This window comes from Paraburkholderia sp. Ac-20336, from assembly GCF_017105025.1.
In the GTDB taxonomy this organism is placed as follows: Bacteria; Pseudomonadota; Gammaproteobacteria; order Burkholderiales; family Burkholderiaceae; genus Paraburkholderia.
This window is the reverse complement of sequence record NZ_JAAGPS010000003.1, coordinates 108891-128522: the sequence shown is the minus strand read 5'-3', so window position 1 is coordinate 128522 and position 19632 is coordinate 108891. Positions and strand designations below refer to the sequence as shown.

Genomic DNA, 19632 nt, shown 5'->3' with positions numbered 1-19632 from the left:
TTGGGTCTCCCGATGTCACGCCGCCGGAACCGGGCCGCTGTCCTCGGCGGGCGGCTCGGGCAGCCACGCGAGATTATTGAAGCCCTTGAACAGATAGCCGCCGTCGCCCTCGCTCGCGCCATAGCCGAAATGCTGGTACGCGAGCGTGCTGCTGTAGATCGACACCACGGCCGTGCCGCGCACCGTTTCGAAGAACGGCGTGCCCGCGAGGGCGGCGACGTCGCTGGCCTGCGCCTCGGCCGCCTGCTTTGTCCAGTCTCCGCCCGGGGCCTTTTTATCGAGCGCTGTCACGCCGTCGGCCAGTTGCTTGCGCACGGCCGCGTCCTGCTGCGCCTTGGCGTCGAGGTCCTTGACCGCGAGCGCATAAACGGCGTCGTCGAGCGTCTTGTGCGGATAGAGCTGCTTCGTCATCGCCAGCAGCACGGCGCCCTGATGCGTGTCGAGATGCTTGAGTTCGAGCGCCCAGACGCGGCTCGGCGCGAACATCGCCAGCGAGGAAGATACCGCGAGCGTGCCGATCAGAATGCCCGTGCCCTTGAGCCATTCGCGGCGCGTAAGCGCGATGCGCGCACGCGTCCCGCTCGCCGCTTGCGCGTCGAGGGCAATATCGATGGTCTTGCCTGTCATCGTCGTCTCCTTCCATGTTGGCGCGCGGACTGTGGGCATCCTTGCGCGCGGGCGGGTGCCGGACTAGCGATAGTGTCCGTGCTTCTCCAGCACCTCGATCTTGTAGCCGTCCGGGTCTTCGATAAAGAAGTAGCGCGCAAGCAATTCGCCCGCGTCGTTTTTAAATTCGCGCAGGTCCTTGGGCGCGAAGCCGAGACCGAGCAGGCGTTCGCGCTCCGCGTGCGTGTCGTCGACCACGACGGCGACGTGGCCGTAGCCGTCGCCATGCGTGTACGGCGTCTCGCGGCCCTTGTTCCAGGTAAGTTCGATTTCGGCATCGGCTTCGCCGTTGCGCAGATAGACGAGCGAGAAGTCGTCGAAATCGAGCCGATGGCTCGGCGTCATGCCGAGTACGGTCTCATAGAAAGCGAGCGAGCGCTCCAGATCGCGCACGCGAATCATCGTGTGGATGAGTTTCGCCATATCCTCCTCCGTCAGTGTGCGATGCGTGTGCCGGCAGCGCGAGGAACGGCGCGAGCCCGTTTGCGCCGACCATGGAGTCAAATGTAGCGACCGCGGCGGCGGCCGAGGTAATACGCGGCTAAATCCATGCCAGGGATTACACGGAGTCGTGTCCACATTTGCGAGGCGCGCGCGATGCGGTTTGCGCAGAACCGTGTGTAAAGTGAGACCTGAGGTGATACCTGAAGCGATGCCCGATCTGGCCGGCTGCCTGGTATGGGATCAGAATAGGCGATGAAGAGCTAACTCGGGTCGATCGCTTTGCATGGGATCGGAGTCGGCGCTGAAGCGCCAACTCAGGTCGACCGCTTTGAGGAGACGTTCATGAAGAGTCCCACCGTTCGCGCGGGTACGCATATCGAGGGCGTGCACTGGGTCGCCGAATATGCCGAAGACGTCCACGAAATTCGCGTGTTTCGCGAAGGGCAGGAAGTGGACGTGCACGACGCGCCGGCCACGCTATTCGGCGACGAGGCCAGCGCGGGCTCGAAAAGCACCGCCGATCATCGTGCGATGGAAGCGGCCGTGCTCGCCTATCTGAAGCACTTCGTCATGGAGCACGACGCGGAAGAGTAGCTGGCGGCGGCCTTCGGTGTCGTGAAGCGTGAAGGCCGCCGGTATTTTTAGGCCGCCGGCCCCCTACTCCGCTACTCCGCCGGCCGCAGTTTCTTCACCTCGGCATCCGACGGCTGCACGCTCGCGCCGTCGATATACCGGTACGACGTCATCACGCCCTTGCCGTCTTTCAGCGCCGTCACGCCGACATACGCGCCCATGGTCGACTGGTTGTCCTGCGGACGGAACATGATCGGCCCGAACGGCGTCTGTACGTTGAGCCCCTTGAACGCGGCGGCGAGCTTGTCGGAATCGACCGAGCCGGCCTTTCGAATCCCGTCCGCGATCGACATCATCGCCGTATAGCCGACCACCGAACCGAGCCGCGGATAATCGTGGAAGCGCGCCTGATACGCCTCGACGAATTTTTTATTGGCGGCCGTATCGATCGAATACCACGGATAACCGGTCACGATCCAGCCGCTCGGCGCTTCGGCCCCGAGCGGATCGAGATAGTCGGGCTCGCCGGTCAGCAGCGAAACGACCGCGCGATCCTTGAAGAGCCCTCGCGTATTGCCCTCGCGCACGAACTTGCCGAGGTCTGCGCTAAACAGCACGTTGAAGATCGCGTCGGGCTTCGCATCGGCGATCGCCTGGGTCACGGCGCCCGCGTCGATATTGCCGAGCGGCGTGGCCTGTTCGACGACGAACTGCACGTCGGGCTGCGCGGCCGTCAGCAGTTTCTTGAAGGTCGCCACCGCCGACTGCCCGTACTCGTAGTTCGGGTAGACGAGCGCCCAGCGCTTCTTCTTGAGCTTCGCCGCTTCCGGCACGAGCATCGCAACCTGCATATAGGTCGACGGACGCAGACGGTACGTGTATTGATTGCCGTCGGCCCAGACGATCTTGTCGGTCAGCGGTTCGGCGGCAAGGAAGAACATCTTCTTCTGCTTCGCAAAGTCGGTGAGCGCGAGGCCCGTATTCGACAGATAACCGCCGAACAGCAGTTGCACCTGCTCGCGCGCAATCAGCTCCTGCGCAACGCGAATCGTATCGCCGGGGTTGCCGTTGTCGTCGCGCGAAATCACTTCGAGCGGCTTGCCGAGCACGCCGCCCGCCGCGTTCACCTGTTCGAGCGCGAGAGTCCAGCCGTTGCGGTAAGGTCCGAGAAAGGCGGGTTGCGCCTTGTAGCTATTGATCTCGCCGATTTTGATGGTCTGCTGTGCGCTCGCGCCGAATGCGGCAAACGAGCACGCGGCCGACACCATGAGGCGAGAGATCCATCCTGCGCGCGTGGTCATGCGTTTCTCCGTTGTCTGAAGGATTGCGGGTTTTTTCCGGTATTCGGGTGGCGGGCGGCGCGGCAACCGAGGCGATACTCGCCGCAACAAGCCGGCATCGTACCGTATCGCTTCATACGCGCATTCATACGCCGACTCATACGCTTAGACATGCACGCCTGACCGTATCGTTTTGCGCAAGCTCGCCGAGCGTGCCGCCGAAACGGATCTGCCCTTTTTCAAGCACGTACGCGCGATCGCTGACCAGTTCGGCGAAATGCAGATTCTGTTCGGATAACAGAATAGAGAGTCCCTCGCGCTTCAGTTCGAGAATCATGTTCGCCATCTGCTCGACGATCACGGGCGCGACGCCTTCGGACGGTTCGTCGAGCAACACCAGGTAAGGATTGCCCATCAGCGTGCGCGATACCGTGAGCATCTGCTGCTCGCCGCCGCTCATCTGTCCGCCTGGGCGCTTCGGCATTTCGCCGAGATTCGGAAAGAGGCGAAACAGCTTGTCCGGCGTCCATTGCGGCGCGCCTTCGCGCGGTGGCTGGCGGCCCGTATCGAGATTTTCCATCACGCTCAGATCGGCGAATAGGCGGCGGTCCTCGGGCACGAAGCCGACGCCCATGCGCGCGATCCTGTGCGGCGGCAGCGCGCCGATATTCTGGCCGCGAAACGTCACTTCGCCGCGACGGCGCGGCAGCAACCCCATGATCGCTTTCATCGTCGTCGATTTACCCGCGCCGTTGCGGCCGAGCAGCGCGACGACTTCGCCGCGGCCGACTTCGAGATCGACGTCGAACAGGATATGCGCGCGGCCATAGAACGCGTTGAGGCCGGCTACCTTCAGCATCGGTTCGCTCATTGCCGCACCCCTTCGTCTCGACCGTGGCCGTTCGCGCCACCTGCTGCGTGAAGCAACGGCGCCTGCGGCCGGAACGTCTTGCCGGTGCCGAAATAGACTTCCTGCACGCGTGCGTCGTTGCGGATCGTCTGCGCATCGCCCTCGGCGATCAGCTTGCCGCGCGCGAGCACGATCATGCGATCGGCGTAGGCAAACACCACGTCCATGCTGTGCTCGGTAAACAGCACGCCGATCCCGTTCTCGATAACGAGCCGTTTGGTCAGCGCCATCAATTCGTGGCGCTCCTGCGGCGCCATGCCGGCCGTCGGTTCGTCCATCAGCAACAGCTTTGGACGGTTCGCGAGCGCGATCGCGAGTTCGACGCGCTTCACGTCGCCATACGCGAGCACGCCGCATGCGCGGCTCGCGTGCGCGGTCATGCCGACCTGTTCGAGCAGCGCGAACGCTTCGTCGGCATAACGCGAGCGCGCCGGCCTCCATATACTGAAGGTCTTTTTCTCGCGCGACACGAGCGCCATCTGCACGTTTTCGAGCACCGTCATCGAATTGAACGTAGCGGCAATCTGGAACGTGCGGCCCACGCCAAGCCGCCAGATATCGCGCGGACGCATGCCGGCCAGTTCGTGCCCGTCGAGAAGAATCGAGCCCGACGACGGCGGCAACTGTCCGTTGACCATATTGAAGCAGGTCGATTTGCCCGCGCCGTTGGGCCCGAGCAGCGCCAGCAGTTGACCGGCTTCGAGAGCGAAGGAAACGTCGTCGACGGCCTTGACGCCGCCGAACGATTTCGACAGGCCGCTCACGCGCAGCAGACTCATAGGCCCTCCTTGACCGCTTCGGTGCGCTGCGCGGGTGACGTGCCGCCGCTGTTTTCATCGGCATGATCGAGGCTCGCATCGCCGAAACGCTCGCGAACGAAGCCGACCATGCCCTGCGGAAACGCGATCACGAGCAGCAGGATCGCGACGCCGAGCAGCGCCTGCCAGTAGTCGGTCTGCCGCGCGACCGTATCCTGCAACCACGTAAATACCGCCGCGCCGACGAGCGGCCCGCTCAGCGTTTGCAAGCCGCCGAGCAGCACCATCACGAGACCGTCGACCGAACGGCTCACGCTGATGACTTCCGGCGAGATAGTGCCCTTCGAGAACGCATACAGCGAACCGGCGAGCCCGCAGAACAGCGCCGCGATCACGAACGCGGCCCACTGCACGCGCCTGGCATCGATGCCGATCGCCTCGGCGCGCAGCACGGAATCGCGCGACGCGCGCATCGCATAGCCGAGCGGCGAAAACAGCATGCGGCGCAACAGCCACACACCGAGCGCGGCACAAACGAGCGTCAGGTAATAGTAGGCAAGCGGCGACGCCAGCCAGTTCGACGGCCATAAGCCGAGCACGCCATTGCTGCCGCCCGTCACGTCGTCCCACTGGAATACGACGGACCAGACGATCTGCGCGAACGCGAGCGTGAGCATCGCGAGATAGACGCCCGAGAGGCGCACGCAGAACCAGCCGAATACAAGCGCGCCAAGCACGGCAAGCAACGGGCCGAGCAGCAGCGCGGCTTCCATCGGCAGATCGAGCACCTTGAGAAACAGCGCGGCGCCGTATGCGCCGAGCCCGAAATACGCGGCATGGCCGAATGAATGCATGCCGCCCGGCCCCATGATGAAATGCAGGCTCGCCGCGAACAGCACCGCGATCAGGATTTCGACGAGCAGCACCGGCATATACGGAAACGCCCCGGCCGCGAGCGGCGCGAGCGCGAGAACCAGCAACACGAGCGCGGCGAGCCACTTCACGCGCCTGCTCGCGGGACGCAGCGGCGCTTCCGGCGCGCCCATGCCGCGCACCGCGACGCTCGCGCGGCCGAGCAGTCCCCACGGCCGCACGACGAGCACGACCGCCATCACGACAAACTCCGCGACGAGCGTAAAACGGCTCAGCGACAGGCCCACGCCGAACAGCGTCACATGGCCGATGCCGATGCATAGCGCCTTGATCTCGGCGATCAGCAGCGCCGCGATAAACGCCCCCGGAATCGAACCCATGCCGCCGACCACGACGACCACGAACGCATTGCCGATCGTCTCGAGATCGAGCGACAGGTTCGCCGACATGCGCGGCCCTTGCAGCGCGCCGCCGAGCCCAGCGAGAAACGCGCCGACGAAAAACACGCCGGTAAACAGCCACGCCTGGTTGATGCCGAGCGCGCCGAGCATCTCGCGGTCCTGCGTCGCGGCGCGCACGAGCGTGCCCCAGCGCGTGCGCGTCAACGCATACCAGAGCAGCAGCAGCACCAGCGGACCGATGACGATCAGCGCGATATCGTAGGTCGGCAGCGGATGGCCGAGAAAATCGACCGCGCCGGCGAGATGCGGCGCGCGCGGGCCGAACAGATCGTCGGGGCCCCACAGCCAGAGCGCGGCATCGCGAAAGATCAGCACGAGCGCGAATGTCGCGAGCAGATGGAATAACTCGGGTGCCTGATAGATACGCCGCAGCACCACGATTTCGACGAGCGTGCCGAGCACCGCGACCGCCAGCGCGGCAGCCAGCACCGACAGCCAGAAGCCCGCCACCGTATGGCCGAAGCGGCTCGCGATGCTGTACGCGACGTAAATCCCGATCATATAGAACGAGCCATGCGCAAAGTTGACGATGCGCGTTACGCCGAAGATCAGCGACAGGCCGGCGGCAACGAGAAACAGCGTCGAGGCATCGGCAAGTCCGTTGACCAGTTGTACCAGCAGATTCGAAAGCATTGCGACCCTCGGCGGCCAGCCGAAAGGCGTGCGAGCGGCGGGCGCGTCGGCACGGTCGGCGGGCGTTGCAGCGCGTGCGGCACCATGCGCCCGCGTCAAAGGCAGGACACTACCAGTGAATCATCCCGCATCACAACCCACACAAAATCTACGCCGAAGCGAACGGGCGTGCAGTGTGTGGCGGCGGGCCAATACTCGTTGCGTGGGGTCGCGGAACCTGCTGGATGCGGCAACGCCAGGTAGGCGCGCCGCAGTGGCGCCGCCGTGCATAAAAAAACGCGCGCCGGACAACATCCCGGCGCGCGTTCTTCATCTTCAATCAGCAGAAGATTGCGATGCGGCTTGCGATACGCTTAAGGCTTTGCCGCCGCCGCGGCATCGTCTTCGCGGAACAGCTTGTCGGCGAGATGGAACGCCGAATTGGCTGCCGGCACGCCGCAATAGATCGCGCTCTGCATCAGCACTTCCTTGATCTGCTCGCGCGTCACGCCGTTGTTCTTCGCGGCGCGCAGATGCAGCGCGAGTTCTTCGTTGCGGTTCAGCGCGACCATCATCGCAATGGTCAGCAGGCTGCGCGTATGACGCGGCAGGCCATCGCGCGTCCAGATCTCGCCCCATGCATAGCGCGAGATAAAGTTCTGGAATTCTTCGGTCAGCTCGGTGCGATTCGCAAGCGAGCGGTCGACGTGCGCATTGCCGAGCACTGCGCGGCGCACGCCTATTCCGGCTTCGTAGCGGTCTTCGTCGTTCATTTCGTCTCCGTCAGGAAGTCGAGTACGGTCTTCGTGAAAGCGTCGGCCTTCTCGATGTTGGAAATATGCGAGGCGTCGAGTTCGACATAGCGCGCGCCCGGAATCGCCTGGGCCAGTTCGCGGCCTTGCGCGGGCGTCGCGGCAACGTCGTGCGTGCCGCTGATGACGAGCGCCGGCAGCCTGATGCCGGGCGCTTCGGGGCGCAGGTCGGTCGCGTCGATCGCGTCGCAGTTCGATGCATAGCCTTCCTTGTCGGTATGCACGAATACGTCGCGGATCATCGCCAGCACGATCGGCTCACGCTCGATAAAGTCAGCCGTAAACCAGCGCGGCAGCACCGCGTCGGCCAGCGCGAGCATGCCTTCGTTGCGGGCCTTCGCGGCGCGCGGCACCCACACTTCCGGCGAGCCGATGCGCGCGGCCGTGTTGCACAGCACGACGCGCTCGAAGCGGTCGCCGTGACGCGCGGCAAGACCGACGCCGGTCAGGCCGCCCATCGACACGCCGCAGAAATGCGCGCGCGCGATCTTCAGCGTATCCATCAGGCCGATCACGTCACCGGTCAGTTGCTCGATCGTGTACGGCCCCTTCGGCGCTTCCGAATGGCCGTGGCCGCGCGTGTCGTAGCGCAGCACGCGGAAATGCTTCGACAACGCCGCGACCTGCGGCGTCCACATGGACAGATCGCTGCCGAGCGAATTCGACAGCACGATCCACGGCGCGTGGCCGTGACGGTCGCCGTCGATGCGGTAGTGAAGCTCGGTGCCGTTGACTGCGGCGTAGGGCATGCCGGTTACTCCTTGGAATGGGCGCGCTGCGCGCGCATGGAATGAAGCGCCAGCGCCGCGTCCACATATGCGTGCGCCTGGCCGACGTATTGAGCGGGGTCGAGCAGCGCTTGCAGGCGCTCGGCCGAAAGATGGGCGGTGACGTCCGCGTCGGCGGACAGCACCTCGTACAGCGTCTTGCCGTCGCGGATCGCCGCCTTCGAGGCGCGCTCGACCAGATGGTGCGCGTCGAGCCGGCCGATCGAATCGCCGAGCGCGAGCATGACCGCTTCGCCGAGAATCAGGCCGTGCGTGACGTCGAGATTCGCGGCGAGACGCGTCACGTTCACATTCAGGCCGGCGGCGATCTGCTCGATATTCGCGAGCGCGCCGCCCGCGAGGCGCGCGAGGTCCGGCAGCGCGTCCCATTCGGCCTGCCAGCCGCCGAGCGCGCGTTCGTGCTCCTGCACCATGCCCGCGAACACGGTCGAGACGAGTCCCGGCGCGCGCGTCGCGGCGGTCAGCACGGCCGCGCAGCCGACCGGGTTGCGCTTGTGCGGCATGGTCGACGAACCGCCCTTGCCGGCCGCGGCCGGTTCTGCAAGCTCGTCGATTTCGGTCTGCATCTGTAGCGAGATATCGCGTGCGATCTTGCCGAGCGTGCCGATCAGCATGCCGAACAGCGCTGCCGTTTCGGCGATGCGATCGCGCTGCGTATGCCACGGCAAGGTCGGTACGGCAAGGCCGAGTTCCTTCGCGAGCGCTTGCGTAACCTGCGGCGCCGCCTCGCGCAGACTCGCGAGCGTGCCGGCCGCGCCGCCGAATTGCAGCACGAGCACGCGCTCGCGCAATGCATCGAGCCGCTCGCGATGACGCAGCAGCGCGTCGAGCCATTGCGCGAACTTGAGGCCGAGCGTGATCGGCAGCGCCTGTTGCAGCCATGTGCGGCCGATCATCGGCGTCGCGCGATGGGTGGCCGCGAGTGTCGCGACCGCGTCGCAGGTGGCTTGCAAACCGCTGTCGAGCAGATCGAACGTGTCGCGCAGTTGCAGCACCGTCGCCGTATCGATAATGTCCTGGCTCGTCGCGCCCCAGTGCACGTATTTGCCGGCTTCGGCATCGGCGGCCTTGACGCGCGCGGTCAGTTGCTTGACGAGCGGAATCGCGAGATTGCCGCCGAGCGCGGCATCGCGCGCGAGCGCGTCGGCGTCGAGCTGGTCGGCCTGGCAGGCCGCCTCGATCGCAGGCACGGCGGTGTGGGGAATGACATGATGGGCGGCCGAAGCGCGCGCGAGCGCGGCTTCGACGTCGAGCATCCGTTGCAGCGTGGCACGCGGCGCCCAGATGTCGTTCATCGGCTGCGTGCCGCAAAGAAGGCCAGTCAGACGGGCGCTGGAGTCGAGCATGGTGACGTCGGGTTCGAGGGAATCGGGGATGAAGAATGAGCGTGGCGCGCAACGGCTCAACGTTGACGCGAGCCGGCGCGCTTGCCGCGGTTGCCGCGGTCGCAATCTCCGGCTGCGCACGTCATGTCGTGCTTCGCGCTCACGCTCGCCCGGCGCAGGGCCGCATCAGGTGGCCTGACACGCCGGTTCGCACGATTGCGCGTCGCCGTGTATTTTGCGCCAAACGCGGCGGGCATGCCGCCGAAATTGCCGGGCCGGCGCCAACGAAGCGTTTGCTCCATCGGCGCCGGCCCTGTCGCACCACTCAGCCAGCCATCAGGCCGCGCGCGCGGACTGCGTGCCGTCGGTCATCGGCACGCCGGTCAGCTTCACCAGCTCGTCGAAGCCGATATCCGAGAAGATCTCGCGCACCACGAGGCCTTCCTTCGCCACGTCGATCATCGCGAGGTCCGTATAGATACGGGTCACGCAGCCGACACCGGTAACCGGGTACGAGCACTCGGCGGCGATCTTGCTTTCGCCCTGCTTGGTCAGGTGCTCCATCATCACGTAGACCTGCTTCGCGCCGATCGCGAGGTCCATCGCGCCGCCGACAGCCGGAATCGCGTCGGGTGCGCCGGTGTGCCAGTTCGCGAGGTCGCCCTTCGCCGACACCTGGAACGCGCCGAGCACGCAGAAGTCGAGATGGCCGCCGCGCATCATCGCGAACGAATCGGCGTGGTGGAAATAGGCGCCGCCCGTCAGCAGCGTAACGTGCTGCTTGCCGGCGTTGATCAGTTCGTCGTCTTCCTCGCCCTTCGCCGGTGCCGGGCCCATGCCGAGCAGACCGTTTTCGCTGTGCAGGAAGATTTCCTTGTCGGTGGCGAGATGGTTCGCCACCAGCGTCGGCACGCCGATGCCGAGGTTCACGTAAGCGCCTTCAGGAATATCCTGGGCAACGCGCTTGGCCATTTCATCGCGGGTCAGTTTCTTCATGTCGGTCTCCGAATCAGGCAGCAGCGTCGTGAGGATTGGGCGTCGGGGCATGCACCGCTTGCGGCACTTCAATCACGCGTTGCACGAAAATGCCCGGCGTGACGATTTCTTCCGGGTCGAGGCCGCCGAGCGGCACGACTTGCGAGACCTGCACGATCGCGGTTTTCGCCGCGCTCGCCATGATCGGGCCGAAGTTGCGCGCGGTCTTGCGATAGATCAGGTTGCCCCAGCGGTCGCCCTTGTACGCCTTGATCAGCGCGAAGTCCGCATGCAGCGGCGCTTCGAGCACATAGTGGCGGCCGTCGATCAGGCGCGTTTCCTTGCCTTCGGCGAGCTTGGTGCCGTACGCGGTCGGCGTGAAAAAGCCGCCGATGCCGGCGCCCGCCGCGCGGATGCGCTCGGCGAGATTGCCTTGCGGCACGAGTTCGAGTTCGATTTCGCCGGAGCGATAGAGCGCATCGAACACATACGAATCGCTCTGGCGCGGGAACGAGCAGACGATCTTGCGCACGCGCTTGGTCTTCAGCAGCGCGGCGAGGCCGATGTCGCCGTTACCGGCGTTGTTGTTGACGATGGTCAGGTCGCGCGCGCCTTGCTCGATAAGCGCGTCGATCAGCTCCGACGGCATCCCTGCCGTGCCGAAGCCGCCGATCATGACGGTCGCGCCGTCGTGGACATCGGCGACCGCCGACTGCAGTGACTCGAAAATCTTGTTGATCATGTCGAATTTCCTTTGGGGGCACTACGTGCCGCCGAGCGTACCGCCGTAACCGGCAAGGCTCGCGCGGAACAGTCTCCGGGCATGCTGGCGACGGCTCGCGACGTTGGGAGCGGGCTGGCGCCTTCGGTTCGTTCACCGTCGATTTGTTCGTTGTATGAACAGTGATTCGTTTAGCGAACGATTCGGCGATTATGGTTGCCCTTGGGCCGCATTGTCAAGGCAGGGAAATCCCCTTCATCATAGGTCGCGGCACGTGACAACGCGCGCTTCGCGGCGCGCGAAAAAACCGCCAACGGCTATTCCCAGTATGCTTACGGGCGATTTTTCAACTACCCTTTATAGCGATACGGAATAGGCACAAACGGGCCACACCCGGGCCGCACCCGTGCCCGCCCGACCGCCCGCCCCGCAAGCCGATAACGAGCCGAGCATGTCCGAGACACCGCTGGATCTGAACCTGATCCCCTACCTCGTCGCGATGGAAGACACGCGCAACGTGAGCCGCGCCGCCGAGCAGCTCGGCGTGAGCCAGCCGCGCGTCAGCACCGCGCTCGGCCGGCTGCGCGAATACTTCGACGATCCGCTCTTCGTGCGCACCTCCAAAGGCATGGAGCCGACGCCGCGCGCGCTCGCGATCCTGCCCGCCGCGCGCGACGCGCTCCTGCGCATCGAGAAAGGCATGCTCGACGTGCAGGACTTCGAGCCGGTCACCAGCACCCATACGTTTTCGATCGCGCTGTCCGACGTCGGCGAAATCGTGTTTCTGCCGCGGCTTCTGCAACTGTTCGCCGAGCGCGCGCCGTGCGCGAATCTGCGCTCGGTCACGCTGTCGCCGTCGCAGGTGGAACGCGGGCTCGAATCGGGCGACGTCGATCTCGCGGTCGGCTATTTTCCGGACCTCGCGGGCAATAACTTTTTCCAGCAGCGGCTTTTCACGCACCGCTTCATCTGCCTGATGCGCAGCGGCCATCCGCTCGCGAAGGCGCCGCTCACGCTCCAGCAGTACGTGGCCTCGGGCCACGCGGTCGTGCGTTCCGAGGGACGCAGCCAGGAAGTGCTCGAACAGTATCTGGCGAAAAAGCGCATCAACCGCCGCGCGGTGCTCGAAACGCCGCACTTCATGAGCCTGCCGTTTATCCTCGCGCGCACCGACCTGCTCGCGACGGTGCCGCACGCGATCGGCTTCGCCTATGTCTCCGAGCATGCGTCGATCATGCTGGTCGAACCGCCGCTGCCGTTGCCGCGCTTCGATCTGCGGCAACACTGGCATCGCAAGTTTCATAACGATCCGCGCGGCACGTGGCTGCGCGGCGTGGTCTCCGAGCTCTTCAACGACGCGATGGACGAATGGCCAAAGTAAGCGTGCCGCTTCGCACGCGGGCGCGCGGCAATCGACGCGGTTCCCTCGCGCGCTCTGACCGCCGCCGGGAACTTCGACACCTTTGCGCGCAAACATGGAACAATGGCCGCAGTGACTGACCCCGCGCGCCACGCGCAGCGTCGCCGCGCGATCCAGGAGGAACGACGCATGACCAGCAGCAAGGCAAAAAAGACCAAAACCGCAGCGGCCGAGCCCCGCCCGAGCCGCGAAGAAGCTGAAGCCGCCGTGCGCGTGCTGTTGCGCTGGGCCGGCGACGATCCGCGCCGCGAAGGGCTGCTCGACACGCCCGCGCGCGTGGTCCGCTCGTACGAGGAGTTCTTCGCGGGCTACCAGACCGATCCGCGCGAAATCCTCGCCCGCACCTTCTCCGAAGTGGACGGCTACGACGAAATGATCGTGCTGAAGGACATCCGCTTCGAAAGCTATTGCGAGCACCATATGGTGCCGATCATCGGCCGCGCGCACGTCGCCTATCTGCCGCAGCATCGCGTGGTGGGCATCTCGAAGCTCGCGCGGCTCGTCGATGCATTCGCGAAGCGTCTGCAGATCCAGGAAAAGATGACCGTGCAGATCGCCGATACGCTGAACGACGTGCTGCAACCGGCCGGCGTCGGCGTGATTCTCGAAGCCGCGCACCAGTGCATGTCGACGCGCGGCGTGCATAAGGCCGGCGTCACGATGGTCACCTCGCGCATGCTCGGCACGTTCCGCACCGATCCGTCGACGCGCCGCGAGTTTCTGTCGATCGTCGGCAGCCCCGGCGGAATGGCGGTGCCGAATACGTGAGCGGGATCAGGGCTCGAGACTTCTTCCGAATGCCCGAGCCTTGCCTTGCAGGCCGTCGCGGCCCCTGACGCTGACCACTGAAGCTGGCCGCTGAAGCCGGTCAAGTGAAGCCGGCCAGGGCCAGCCGCCCCGGCAGCATCAGCCCAACCGCAGGAACAGGAGCGCCTCAATTGGTAGAGCTTCCGTCGTCGGCGATTTCCACCTGGGGCGGCGCAATCGTATTCGCCAATGTCTTGCTGACGCGCCTCGGCATGCCGATTCCCGCGGTCCCGGTGCTGCTGTTCGCGGGCTCGGCGATCGCCGCCGGCACGTTGTCGTTCTGGCCGGTGCTCGGCGCGGCCGTGCTCGGCGCAGTGCTCGGCGACGGCGCCTGGTTCGCCGCGGGCCGTCTCTATGGCCGCAAGCTGCTGGCAGCGCTCGGCCGTCTGTCGCCGGCCGTCGATACGCGGCTCGACATGGCGCGCTCGCTCTTCGAGCACTATGGCGTGCCGCTCGTGTCGATCTCGAAGTTCGTACCGGGGCTCGGCCTCATCACCCCGCCGCTGATGGGCACGACCGCCGTCGATGCCCGCATCTACGCGCTCTGGGATGTCATGAGCGCGCTCGGCTGGGCGACGTTCTGGCTGCTGGGCGGCGCGGCGGTCCAAAGAGAGCTGCATATGCTGCGCGCGTTCGTCGAATCGCGCGGCGGCACGCTCGCCGATCTCCTGCTCGCCGCGGCGCTCGCGTATCTGCTGTATCGCCTGTATGCGCGCGACCGGGGGCGGCGGCTCGCGCGCGCAGCCTCGCTGCAAGCCTCGCTGCAGTCATCCATGCAACCCGCGCGGCCCGCGCCGAAAATCGCGCGCGGCTGGCGCCGCATGGCGCCGTCGCAAGTCTTCGATGCCCGGCCCGGCGCGCCGCTGCTCGACTCGACGCACGGCATCCCCGGCGCGCTCGCGCTCGATCCGCATTCGCCCGAGCAGCTCGACGGCGCGCTGCGTACGCACGACATGGTGATCTACTGCATCTGCCCGGACAGCGCGACCGCGCTCGACGTCTCGCAACGGATGCGCAGCAACGGCTATACGCGGATTCGAGCGCTACGCGGCGGGCTCGACGCATGGCAGCGGCGCGGCTTTCCGGTCGGCTTGCCGGCGCATAAGGATGGACAGATTGCGGCGGCCACGAAGATGCCGCGCTCGCGCGGCGACACGCAGGATGCGATCACGCTGCGCGGTTTCGCGCCACGCAGCGCGCCGCGTGTAAGCCGCGTCAGGGCAAGTTGAAGCGGAGTCAGGCGGGGGTAAAGCAAGGTCAGGCGGGCTCAAGCAGGCTCACACAGGCTCAAGCGGATTGAAGCGGCTTCAAGCGCATCGAGGCGCACCGCGCCGCACGGCGGCAATCGCGAAGCCACGCGGCACGGCCACAACGACACAAGGGCCGCACCAGCGCCGCTTCAGCCCCGCATGCGCTTTGCTTTGCGCCACATGCCTTGCCGCACAAAGCACCGATACCTACGTCCCCTGCGTCGCCGCGCACTCGTCCCATTGCGCCGATCTCGTGCGATTGCGTCCCTGCTCCTTGGCGATATACAACTGCTGATCGGCGGTAGCCAGCAATTCGAGCGCGCTGCCGCCATGCGCGGGCATCGCGCTCGCGCAACCGACGCTCACCGTCACTGCAAGCGGCGTATCGTGCCCGCGCTCGATCGCCAGGCTTGCCACCTTGCGGCGAATCTGCTCGGCAACCTCGAAGGCGCCCTGCGCCGTCGTGTCCGGCAGCAGCACCACGAACTCCTCGCCGCCATAGCGTGCGACCAGATCGGCTGGGCGCCGCGCAACCGACGAGATGCAACGGGCCACCGCGATCAGCGTTTCGTCGCCGCTCGCATGACCATAGGTATCGTTGAAGCGCTTGAAGTGATCGATATCGACAAACAGCACCGACAACGGCTGCTGCTCGCGCCGCGCGCGTCCCCATTCTTCGTCGAGCCGTTTGTCGAGCACGCGGCGATTGCTGAGCCGCGTCAGCGGATCGGTCGCGGCAAGCCGCACCAGCGCGGCCTGCGCGCGCTGCTTGTCGCGCAATGCAAACGCCAGCAGCCACGACACGAAAACGAAGACGCCGCCGAATACGAACGTCAGCGCAACGGCAATCTCGGTGCGGTGCCGCCACGGCTCGAGCACGTCGTCGACGGCGGGCGCCACCACCGCGATCAGCGGCGTGCCCGGTACATGCGCGTAGCTATAGATGCGGCGCACGCCGTCGACGGCCGCGACCGACAGATAGGTCCCGGCGTCGTGCGTCGCCATCGTCTGAAAGGAGAGCGACTTCGCGATGCTCGCGCCGATATCGCGCGCGACAAACGGCTTGCGCGCAAGCAGCGTGCCGTCGCTCATCGCGATAAACACCGAGCCCTGTTTGCCGGGATCGACGCGATCGATCAGATGCTGGAAATACTCGATGCGAATCGCGATCAGCGCGATACCGGCAAAGCCGCCCTGCTCGTCGTTGATGCGCCGCGTCAGCGCAATCGACAGTTTGTTGTCGCGCAGCCGCGAGCGGTAAGGATGCGAGAAAAACAGGCCGGCCGCCGGATTGCGCTGCTGCGCCTGAAAATAATCGCGGTCGTCAAGACGAACCGCGGGGTGGGCGTCGTCGTATTGCGCGACCATGACTGCGCCATTGGCGCCGATCAGATAGGCGCCGCCGAGATAGGGCGCGGTGGTCGCGCGCTCGAACAGCAGCGAGCGTCGCACCTTGACGGGCAATGCCGAGATAACCGGATTGCGCGCGCCGTCCACCATCGATTGCAGCGACAGGTCGTAGATTTCGACGTTGCGCGCGAGATCGGCGGAAATGATCGAGACGAGATTGCGCGAGGTCTGCCGCGCATGATCGAGCGTTTCGGTGCGGCCCGCGTCGAGCGTCAATAGCGTCAGCACCGCCATGAGCGTGGCGACCAGCGTGCCCGCCACGCCGGCGAGCCATGGCCGGTTGCCGAGGTAGCGCGTCATGGCGGCCCTGCCGAGATGAAACATCGTATGCAACCGCCACAGCAGCGTCCGCCATGCCACGCTCATCAACTCTCCTTTCGCGGACGATTCCGCCGCGGCGTCGTTGCGCCGCGGCCTACACCCCGGTCATGCTTCGAATCTGGCAGGCCCGCGCGGCGTCGGCGAGCCGAACTGCGTCGCACTGCATCGCACTGCGTAAGCGCGTGCGATCAGCGCAGCAATCCGGCCACCGCGCGCAAATGGCGCTTGCGCTCCTTATCGAGCCACTGCAGCGCGCCGTCGAAATCGCCGGCGCCGGCCAGCAATGCGGCATTGTCGCGCAACAGCGCCTCGCTTGCGACCGTGTCGTTCAGCTCGCCGAAGCATTTCTGGATGCGCTTTAAACGCTTGAGCGTGCGCTTCTGGCCGCCCTTCAGAACCGGCCCGAAAAACTCGAACAGATAGCGCAGTTTCTTGCCCGCTTTCCTGACATCGTGAAAAGCCGCGTAATCGGAGCGCTTTGCGCGGCTTGCGCGTTTGACGCGCTTTTTCATCGACCGCTTCGATGCGCTGACGCGCTTGAACGCAAATTGACGCAGCGCAATACGCGGTGCGTGCGCGGTATTCAGTTCCGCCGTCGTGCGCGTGAATGCATCGCGCAGCAGATGCTTGACGTCCGCATTCAGAAGCGTTTGGCGGCTAACCGCAAGCGTTTCGCCGCGTGCTTCCTCGAGTTTGGGTATCAGTTCCCTCGCGCTGCGGTTCCGCGCGAGCAATTCGATCAGGATGTCCCAGTCGCGCGTCTTGCCGGCCGCGCTCGCGAGAAACTGATAGACCGCGCGCTGGCGTGCATTCTCGCCCTCGTCGAGCAACGGCGCGAAGGCCCACCACAATGAGCGCAAGCGCCGCAACGATACGCGCAGCTCGTGCAGCGCTTCGGGCGACGGGTCCTGATGCACCGCCTCGGCAAGTTCGATCGCCTCGCCGATCAGCGGCCTGGCATAGGATGCAAATGCCTGCTGCGCCGAAGCGTCCTGCGCCAGTTGGCTGGTTGTCCCGCTGTCTTGCTTCATCGACACTCCCCCGCAACACGACGTTACTTCGAGGGTAGCAAAAAGGGGACTCAGCGGGTATGCAACCCATTCGATACCCCCGATACGCATAAAAACGCCCGCAAATATTTCCCACGCGCATCCATACCCGTACACTCTTCCTTGCAGCACGATGGCGCCGCGTGTCGCGAGCGTCTATCTTGATCTATACGCGGGCGGCGCAATCGTCGAGCCGCGCAGCACGCCATCATCACCGCGCACCACGAGCCGCAAACCACGAGGGTTTCGCTCCACACGCGGGCTTCTCCGGTCAACGCAGCACCAGCACGTCGTAACGGGCCGCCGGCCCGGTTCGCTTCGGACATCCGTGCGCTTGCGTCCGCCATGCGGGAAAACCCCTTTTCCGGCGCGGCGCACCGCCACGTAGCGACTGCCACGCCTTCGTTAAGCAGACCCTGTAGTGCCGTCACGAAATTGTCATTATTACGACATGTAAAGAAAGCAGCATCGGAAACTCTGCGACTCACTTTTTGGGGCTCATGTCATGCCGGAACTCTCGTATCCGCAACCAGGCGCTGCTAGCGGCAAAGGGCGCAATTTCGGCCTGTTTATCTTTCTCGCCCTGCTCGGCGCCGGCGTCGTCTATTGCGCCGTCAATCTGCTCGACGATCTGCAACCCGTTCGCGAAAGCTCGTTCCTGCCGTATCTGCTGCTCGCTATCGCACTGCTGATCGCGCTCGGCTTCGAGTTCGTCAACGGCTTTCACGATACGGCCAACGCGGTCGCCACCGTGATCTATACCCACTCGCTGACACCGAACCTCGCGGTCGTCTGGTCCGGCGCGTGGAATTTTCTCGGCGTGCTGACGTCGAGCGGCGCGGTCGCGTTCGGCATCCTGCAACTGCTGCCGGTCGAATTGATCCTGCAGGTCGGCAGCAGCGCGGGCTTTGCGATGGTGTTCGCACTGCTGATCGCCGCGATCATCTGGAATCTCGGCACCTGGTATTTCGGGTTGCCGTCGTCGAGTTCGCATACGCTGATCGGCTCGATCATCGGCGTGGGCCTGATGAATCAGATGATGCACGGTGCGAGCGGCACGAGCGGCGTCGACTGGAACCAGGCGCTCGGCGTCGGCAAGTCGCTGCTGTTTTCGCCGATCGTGGGCTTTCTGCTCGCCGGCCTGCTGCTGCTGATCCTGAAAGCGGTCGTGCGCGTGCCGGCGCTCTATGCCGAGCCGAAGGGCAAGGAGCCGCCGCCGTTCTGGATTCGCTGTCTGCTGATTCTGACCTGCACGGGCGTGTCGTTCGCACACGGCTCGAACGACGGCCAGAAAGGCATGGGCCTCATCATGCTGATCCTGATCGGCACGGTGCCGACCGCCTATGCGCTAAACAAGGCGGTCACCGCCGAGCAGACGCAGAACTTCGTCGCCGTCGCGCAGCAAACCGCGACGACGCTCGCGAACTATACGCAGGGCGCGGCGCCCTCCGCGAATCCGCGTGCCGATGTCGAAGAGTTCGTACGCACACGCCATCTGACGCCGGCCACGCTGCCCGCGCTGCAACAGCTGACCGCGCAGATCGGCAGCCAGGTCGGCTCATCGGGCTCGATGGCCGCGGTGCCGCAAGGTATCGTCGATAACGTGCGCAACAATATGTATGTCACGTCCGAAGCGATCCGCCTGATGCAGAAGGCCAACCAGCCGCAGTTCGCGCCGGAGCATGCGAAGGTGATCGGCAACTTCAGAACGCAGATCGATCACGCCACCAAGTTCATTCCGACATGGGTCAAGGTGGCGGTCGCGATCGCGCTGGGGCTCGGCACGATGGTTGGCTGGAAGCGCATCGTCGTGACGGTCGGCGAAAAGATCGGCAAGCAGCATCTGACCTATGGCCAGGGCGCGGCGGCCGAAGTCGTGGCAATGGTGACGATCGGCGCCGCCGACGTATACGGCCTGCCGGTTTCGACGACCCATGTGCTCTCGTCCGGCGTGGCCGGCGCGATGGCGGCCAATGGCTCGGGTCTGCAATGGAGCACGGTGCGCAGCCTGATCCTCGCATGGGTGCTGACGCTGCCCGCTTCGATCGCGCTCGCCGCGGGTCTGTACTGGCTGTTCCGGACGGTGTTCTAAGCTTGAGTGTCCAGGCCGGCGGTTGCTGCAACCGCCGGCTTCGCCAATAAAAAAACGCGGTACGTAGAAAACGTACCGCGCTTTT

The 19632-nt window shown here is 65.2% G+C and carries 18 protein-coding genes; 5 read left to right on the top strand and 13 right to left on the bottom strand.

Translation table 11 applies throughout. The features are described 5' to 3' along the window. Positions 1 to 15: 15 nt before the first annotated feature. Together GXB81_RS03170 and GXB81_RS03165 are read right to left on the bottom strand one after the other, a co-directional pair. Positions 16 to 627, bottom strand: coding sequence for a tat (twin-arginine translocation) pathway signal sequence (locus GXB81_RS03170; RefSeq protein WP_205988353.1), 612 nt, complete (start codon positions 625 to 627; stop codon positions 16 to 18). A 63-nt stretch (positions 628 to 690) separates the two neighbouring features. Beyond that, positions 691 to 1089, bottom strand: coding sequence for a VOC family protein (locus GXB81_RS03165; RefSeq protein WP_167044613.1), 399 nt, complete (start codon positions 1087 to 1089; stop codon positions 691 to 693). Positions 1090 to 1452: 363 nt separating this feature from the next. Between GXB81_RS03165 and GXB81_RS03160 the strand changes: the two genes are divergently transcribed. Further along, positions 1453 to 1704 (top strand): hypothetical protein, encoded by a 252-nt coding sequence (locus GXB81_RS03160; protein WP_167044617.1) that lies wholly within the window; start codon positions 1453 to 1455, stop codon positions 1702 to 1704. Positions 1705 to 1775: 71 nt separating this feature from the next. Here GXB81_RS03160 and GXB81_RS03155 read toward each other — a convergent pair whose 3' ends face one another. The 9 genes from GXB81_RS03155 to GXB81_RS03115 form a co-directional block, all read right to left on the bottom strand. Beyond that, complete coding sequence (locus tag GXB81_RS03155; protein WP_205988352.1) at positions 1776 to 2984, bottom strand: ABC transporter substrate-binding protein; 1209 nt, start codon at positions 2982 to 2984, stop codon at positions 1776 to 1778. A gap of 136 nt (positions 2985 to 3120) precedes the next feature. Beyond that, positions 3121 to 3834, bottom strand: a complete 714-nt coding sequence (locus tag GXB81_RS03150) for an ABC transporter ATP-binding protein (RefSeq protein WP_167044623.1) — start codon at positions 3832 to 3834, stop codon at positions 3121 to 3123. Further along, a complete protein-coding gene (locus tag GXB81_RS03145) occupies positions 3831 to 4652 on the bottom strand; it encodes an ABC transporter ATP-binding protein (RefSeq protein WP_205988351.1) in 822 nt (273 codons plus the stop codon). Before GXB81_RS03145 ends, GXB81_RS03150 begins: the two co-directional genes overlap by 4 nt. Next, positions 4649 to 6598, bottom strand: coding sequence for an ABC transporter permease (locus GXB81_RS03140; protein ID WP_205988350.1), 1950 nt, complete (start codon positions 6596 to 6598; stop codon positions 4649 to 4651). Before GXB81_RS03140 ends, GXB81_RS03145 begins: the two co-directional genes overlap by 4 nt. A 353-nt stretch (positions 6599 to 6951) precedes the next feature. Beyond that, the gene (gene pcaC / locus GXB81_RS03135) at positions 6952 to 7350 is read right to left on the bottom strand and encodes a 4-carboxymuconolactone decarboxylase (RefSeq protein ID WP_167044632.1); all 399 of its coding nucleotides are present in this window, start codon (positions 7348 to 7350) and stop codon (positions 6952 to 6954) included. Further along, positions 7347 to 8138 carry a 3-oxoadipate enol-lactonase gene (pcaD, locus tag GXB81_RS03130; RefSeq protein ID WP_167281956.1) on the bottom strand — a complete coding sequence of 264 codons (792 nt, stop codon included), beginning with the start codon at positions 8136 to 8138 and terminating at the stop codon, positions 7347 to 7349. The genes pcaC and pcaD overlap by 4 nt, the downstream gene beginning before the upstream one ends. A 5-nt stretch (positions 8139 to 8143) precedes the next feature. Continuing rightward, positions 8144 to 9523: a 3-carboxy-cis,cis-muconate cycloisomerase gene (locus GXB81_RS03125; RefSeq protein ID WP_205988349.1), complete on the bottom strand. Its 1380-nt coding sequence runs from the start codon at positions 9521 to 9523 to the stop codon at positions 8144 to 8146. A 315-nt stretch (positions 9524 to 9838) separates the two neighbouring features. Next, complete coding sequence (locus GXB81_RS03120) at positions 9839 to 10498, bottom strand: 3-oxoacid CoA-transferase subunit B (RefSeq protein WP_167044641.1); 660 nt, start codon at positions 10496 to 10498, stop codon at positions 9839 to 9841. A 13-nt stretch (positions 10499 to 10511) separates the two neighbouring features. Further along, positions 10512 to 11219, bottom strand: coding sequence for a 3-oxoacid CoA-transferase subunit A (locus GXB81_RS03115; RefSeq protein ID WP_167044644.1), 708 nt, complete (start codon positions 11217 to 11219; stop codon positions 10512 to 10514). Positions 11220 to 11649: 430 nt separating this feature from the next. Between GXB81_RS03115 and GXB81_RS03110 the strand changes: the two genes are divergently transcribed. The 3 genes from GXB81_RS03110 (at position 11650) to GXB81_RS03100 (ending at position 14654) form a co-directional block, all read left to right on the top strand. Then, positions 11650 to 12579, top strand: coding sequence for a LysR family transcriptional regulator (locus tag GXB81_RS03110; protein ID WP_205988348.1), 930 nt, complete (start codon positions 11650 to 11652; stop codon positions 12577 to 12579). Between the two features lie 168 nt (positions 12580 to 12747). Then, entirely contained in the window at positions 12748 to 13386 is a 639-nt protein-coding gene (gene folE, locus GXB81_RS03105) for a GTP cyclohydrolase I FolE (protein WP_167044651.1), read from the top strand. Between the two features lie 170 nt (positions 13387 to 13556). After that, positions 13557 to 14654 carry a VTT domain-containing protein gene (locus GXB81_RS03100; protein WP_205988347.1) on the top strand — a complete coding sequence of 366 codons (1098 nt, stop codon included), beginning with the start codon at positions 13557 to 13559 and terminating at the stop codon, positions 14652 to 14654. Positions 14655 to 14882: 228 nt separating this feature from the next. Here the strand turns inward: GXB81_RS03100 and GXB81_RS03095 are convergent, their stop codons facing one another. Continuing rightward, the gene (locus tag GXB81_RS03095; protein ID WP_241016211.1) at positions 14883 to 16451 is read right to left on the bottom strand and encodes a GGDEF domain-containing protein; all 1569 of its coding nucleotides are present in this window, start codon (positions 16449 to 16451) and stop codon (positions 14883 to 14885) included. A gap of 143 nt (positions 16452 to 16594) precedes the next feature. Next, positions 16595 to 17437: a CHAD domain-containing protein gene (locus tag GXB81_RS03090; RefSeq protein WP_205988346.1), complete on the bottom strand. Its 843-nt coding sequence runs from the start codon at positions 17435 to 17437 to the stop codon at positions 16595 to 16597. Positions 17438 to 17960: 523 nt separating this feature from the next. Here GXB81_RS03090 and GXB81_RS03085 point away from each other — a divergent pair. Continuing rightward, positions 17961 to 19547, top strand: a complete 1587-nt coding sequence (locus GXB81_RS03085; RefSeq protein ID WP_205988345.1) for an inorganic phosphate transporter — start codon at positions 17961 to 17963, stop codon at positions 19545 to 19547. The last annotated feature ends 85 nt before the right edge of the window (positions 19548 to 19632 follow it).